This is a genomic window from Protofrankia sp. Cj3, assembly GCF_917627355.1.
Classification (GTDB): domain Bacteria; phylum Actinomycetota; class Actinomycetes; order Frankiales; family Frankiaceae; genus Protofrankia.
The window spans coordinates 1-4823 of sequence record NZ_CAKJTR010000050.1 but is presented as its reverse complement, the minus strand read 5'-3'; the positions used below and the strand labels follow the sequence as shown (position 1 = coordinate 4823).

4 protein-coding genes and 1 pseudogene are annotated in these 4823 nt (G+C 71.0%); 1 reads left to right on the top strand and 4 read right to left on the bottom strand.

The features are described from left to right. Nucleotides 1-805: pseudogene (locus MJ783_RS09315) on the top strand (geranylgeranyl reductase); the annotation flags it as partial. Here MJ783_RS09315 and MJ783_RS09310 read toward each other — a convergent pair. From MJ783_RS09310 to MJ783_RS09295, 4 genes are all read right to left on the bottom strand, one after another. Next, nucleotides 779-1732 (bottom strand): MinD/ParA family protein, encoded by a 954-nt coding sequence (locus tag MJ783_RS09310; RefSeq protein WP_239309983.1) that lies wholly within the window; start codon nt 1730-1732, stop codon nt 779-781. The pseudogene MJ783_RS09315 and the gene MJ783_RS09310 overlap by 27 nt on opposite strands. 58 nt (nt 1733-1790) lie before the next feature. Next, complete coding sequence (locus MJ783_RS09305) at nt 1791-2729, bottom strand: hypothetical protein (protein WP_239309982.1); 939 nt, start codon at nt 2727-2729, stop codon at nt 1791-1793. Nucleotides 2730-2979: 250 nt separating this feature from the next. Next, entirely contained in the window at nt 2980-4488 is a 1509-nt protein-coding gene (larC, locus tag MJ783_RS09300) for a nickel pincer cofactor biosynthesis protein LarC (RefSeq protein WP_239309981.1), read from the bottom strand. After that, nucleotides 4485-4823: AIR carboxylase family protein (locus MJ783_RS09295; protein ID WP_239309980.1), on the bottom strand; the 339-nt coding region annotated here is incomplete at its 5' end. The genes MJ783_RS09295 and larC, both read right to left, overlap by 4 nt.

The window sequence follows — 4823 nt, the reverse complement described above, 5'->3', positions numbered from 1 at the left end:
CGGCGAGGTCCGTGCGGCCGAGGAGTTCCAGCGGCGGCAGGCTGGTTGCGTCGAGGTGTCGGTGCGGGGCGGGCCCGGCCTGCGTGCCCGAGTCGTTGTCGGAGCTGACGGCGCGTCCGGGCGGACCGGTGGTTATGTGGGCGTCCGGTGCGACCAGGTGGACGTGGGGCTGGAGGGTGAGTTCCCGGTGAGCGCCCCGACCGCGCGGCGCTGGGCCGGCCGGGTGCTGCTCGACTGGGGCCCGGTCCCCGGTTCATACGCCTGGCTGTTCCCGAAGGGGGAAGCGCTCACGGTCGGTGTGATCGGTTCGCGGGCACACGGCGGCGCGCTTCGTTCCTACTACACCGATCTGGTGCGCGGTCTCGGTCTGGACGCGGTGACACCGCTGCACGACTCCGGGCATCTGACGCGGGTGCGGGCCGTTGGTTCGCCGCTGCGCCGGGGCAGGGTGCTGGTTGCCGGCGACGCGGCGGGTCTGCTCGACCCGTGGACGCGCGAAGGCATCTCCTTCGCGCTCCGTTCGGGCCGCCTTGCCGGCGAGGCCGCGGCCCGAGCCGCCCTCGGTGACCCCTGCGCGCTCGTGGACTATCCCAGGCGCGTCGAAGCGGTGCTTGGCCCTGAGATGGACGCCGGCCGCGAGGTACAGGCGGTCTACACGCGCCATCCCGGGTTACTGCACGCGTTGCTGACCTGCATGCCGGGTACGTTCGGCCTGTTCGGGCGGATCGTGGACGGCCGCACCACAGTGGCCCGGCAGCTGCGACGCCCCGGTGTCCGTTCAGTGACCGCCGCGATCACCCGCTGACCGGACCGTCGGGACAGGCCGTGAACCTGTCTGCCCAAACCGTTCGGCGACGGCGCCAGCGATTTCGAGGAATGCCTGTCTGGTCGCCTTTCGCATTCCTTCCAGCATGATGCGTCCACCAATTGCCAGATGCGGATCGTAGGGTACCCGGACGACTCGCCGGGTACGGGCGGTGAAATGCTGTTCGAGAGTGCTCAGGTCCACGGATTCCCCGTTTGTCGGGAACGTCGAGATAACCGTTACCGCTGCTCGCACCTGGGCCGCGTACCCGTGCGCGTCCAGCCAGTCCAGCGTGGCGCTGGCGGATGAGCCGCCATCCGCGCTGGAACTGCTGACGATCACCAGCGTGTCGGCGAGCCGGAGGACGGCGGGCATGGCGCTGTGCAGGATCCCGGTGCCACAGTCGGTCAGCAGGATCGAGTAGTGCCGCTGCAGGATGCCGTCGACGGCAAGGTAGTCGGTGTCGGCGAACGCCTGCGAGATCTCGGGCGCGTTCGCGGAGGCGAGCACCTCCAGGCGGCTGTCGGCCTGTGACAGGTATCTGCGGACATCCACATAACGGTCCAGCGAGCCGGCGTTGTCGAGTAGATCACGTACGGTGTTCGTGCATGTCCGTGGTACTTTCGCGCCCAGCGTGCCGCGGTCCGGGTTCGCGTCGATCGCCACCACCCGGTCCCCGCGCAGGCTCGCCAGCGTCGACCCGAGGGCCACGGTTGTCGTGGTCTTGCCGACACCGCCCTTGAGCGACATGACCGCGATCCGGTGGCAGTCATACAGGGGGGTGCGGATGTGCGTGATCAGGCGCCGATGGCGTACCTCGTCGGCGGACGGCCCCGGGTTGATCGTTCCACCGGATGCCTTGAAAACCAGTTTCCGCCAGCCCCGAGATGCGCTGTCTGGCTGAGCCGGCAGTAACGCGCTGGTCATGAGTCTGCCGGGCGCGCCGTTCGGGGACGGCGTCAGAGCGGGCGTATCAGCCGCTGTGTCATGGCCAGCGGGACGGATACCAGGCGCTGGTGCCGGGTACTCGGTGCTGGGCTGGTGGCTGTCCGGATACCTGCCGTCCGGATGGATACATGTCGTCCGGGTATGGCGCCGGCACCCGCTGGATGTCGGGAGGTGAGCTCTCGGCCCGCCCCCCGCCGGGAAAACCGTCGCTGTCGAGGAACGGCCGGTCCTGGCTGGACAGTAGCGCGATCGGCGCCGTGGACGCTCCCGGCGACTGCTCGGCCGCCACCGGCGGCGAGTACGGGGACACCGGCTCATCAGCCACGGGGAGGGGCAGCGGCGGCGGCGCTGGGTAGACTGTCGAAATCGGCGAGTGTGGCGGCGTCTCGATCGCGGTGCTCGCCACACCGGCGGAGATGCCGAGCGGATCGGCGGAGTCGAAATCCGGCGGGTAGCTGTCGTCCCGGTACAGCGGCGCCGGCCGGTGGGCCGTGTCGGTGTAGCTGGACCGCTGGTAACCCGGCAGGGGCTCCGGTGAGGGCGCGCTGGTGGGCCGGGCACCGGGCTGGCCGTTGTTCGGGCGTTCCTCGTGGCGCAGTGTGCTGACGGACACCCGAGGTTTGGGCGGTGGCGGGGTCGGCGCGGCGTTGCTCGGGTGGGCACCAGGCCCCGGATAGCCGCCGGGAGCGGGGCCACGGTCGAACAACGGGTCGTAGGTTGACGCTTCGGTCCATGGCCGGGCGGCCGGTGATTCGTCCGCGGCGCCCGGCCATGCGCTCGTGAGCGGGTCGAACGTGCGCTCGCCGCCGGGTGGCGGCATCGGCGGTGGCATCGGACGCCGCTGGGCCTGCGGAGGGGAGCGCAGGTCGCCGTTGCTCGCCTCGGCCGGGCTGGACAGTGGATAGTGCCGCGCCGGTGACGGCATCGACTGGACCGCGCCAGGATCGTCCGCCGGAGCACGATTGAAGTCAGGCATGTCCGTTCGGGCGTCGATGTCGATCGTCTCCGTTCGTGATCCCGCTCGGTCGCGGCCTTAGAGCGCGTTTGAGATCGTCATTCCGGCTCGCCGCGTCCAGGCGCCCCCTGGCAAGGCGGAAGGGTGAGGTGCGCATCTCGCGTTGTTGCCGTCGGTCGTCACCCACCACCTCCGGTGGCTCCCCGCGCCGCCTCGCGATGCACGCACTCCAGCCCTGCTCCTTGATCCACATCCCTGTTGCCGGGCGCTCTTAGGATCGCATGTGTGCCCATGCCTCGTCGTCATCGGTGCCCTCGTCCGGCCGGGCAGCGTTCGGCCGGACGGTATCCGACGCCAGGGCCACCGCGGTAGCCAGCACCCAACGGGCTGGTCGGTCCAGCCTGGCGGCGGCGCGGCGGACATCATCCCACTCGGGTTGCCTGGTGACGATCTGGCCGTCCGGAAGTATGCCGATCTTTACGGCGACGGGTTCGCCGCTGACGTTCACCGTGCGGAAGGCACGGGCGAGGGCCCGCTTGTGTACGGGCGTCTCCCGCAGGCCCAGCGTGGGAGTGTGGAGGAAGACCGCTCGCCGGACCGAGTCCGCGAGCGGCATCGCCACCAGCACGGACAGGGTGTGCGCCGGCCGGCCCTTTTTCATCAGCACCGGCGTGAGCCAGGCATCGGAGGCCCCCGCCGCCAGCAGCGTTGCCAGGATCTCTGGCCAGGCCCGCGGGTCGAGGTCGTCGACGTTGGTCTCGACCAGCAGCTCATCGGTCACGGCCAGCGCATGGGTCACGGCGGGGACGCGCGCGGTGGCGGAGTCCACCGTCGGTGCTGCCGGCAGTGGCGCTGCCGGCAGCGCTCCCGTCCGGGGTGGTGTGTCGGCCGGCGGAGCGGTACCGACGACCAGGCGGACGACGTTGGGCCGACCAGGGATGTCGCGCTGGCCGGCGCCGACGCCGACGGACGCCACCCGCATTGCCGGCAACGGACCGTATGCGTCCGCGTGGACCGCCACCAGAGCCGCTCCCGTCGGTGTGCACAGCTCCATGTCCACCGGACCGCCATACCCCGGCATTGCGTTGGCACGCAGCAGTTCCAGGACAGCGGGGCCGGGGATCGGCAGCACGCCGTGTTCGGTGCGGGCCGACCCGCCGCCGAGCGCTACCGGGGACGCGACCAGTTGGTCCAGGCCGAGCGCGTCGAGCCCCGCGCAGACGCCGACCACGTCGGCGAGCGCGTCCAGCGCCCCGACCTCGTGGAAGTGCACCTCGTCGGCGTGGATGCCATGGACGACAGCCTCAGCCTCGGCGAGCGCCGCAAACGTGGCCAGGGCCCGCTCGCGGACCGTTTCGCTGAGCGGAGCGCCGGCCAGTAGCCGGCGGATGTCAGCCCAGGTACGGCGGCGCTCATCGCCGGGTGCCGCGTTTCCGGGCGCCCCGCTCCCCGGCAGCCCGTCCTGGTGTGTCGCGTCTTCACTACCGGTCCACTCGTTGGTGATGACCTGGACACAGGCGGCGGCGAGGCCGGCCCGGCTGGTCATGCTGACGTCCAGACGGACCGGCAGCCCGAGCGCTCCGACCGCGTTGGCGATCACGTCCGGGTGCTGATCCGTGTCGGTCAGCACCCTGTTCAGGGCGCCGAGGAGCATGTCCCCGCTCGCTCCGCTGGACAGGTCGAGCCAGCCGACCCGGGCCGGTCTGGTCGACGCGGGCTCGGTCGGTCCGGCTGGCGCATGGTTCGCATGGTTCGCGTGGTGCATGTCGGCGTCGGTCACCCGTCCACTGTGGTCCGTTCGCCGCCCGGTTCCTGACCGCTGTCGGCGACCGTGGGCCTCGCCGTCGCGCGGCGGGTGCGGCGGGTGATGCGGGCGGCGAAGATTCCCGCCCCGAAACCGTTGTCGATGTTGCAGACGACGACGCCGGGCGCGCACGAGTTGAGCATCCCGAGCAACGCGGCAAGGCCGCCGAAGGACGCGCCGTAACCGATGCTGGTCGGAACGGCGATCACCGGTGTACCGACGAGCCCGCCAACAACGCTGGGTAGCGCACCTTCCATGCCAGCGATGACGATCAGGCAGTCCGCGGCGGCAAGGACGTCACGGACCGCGAG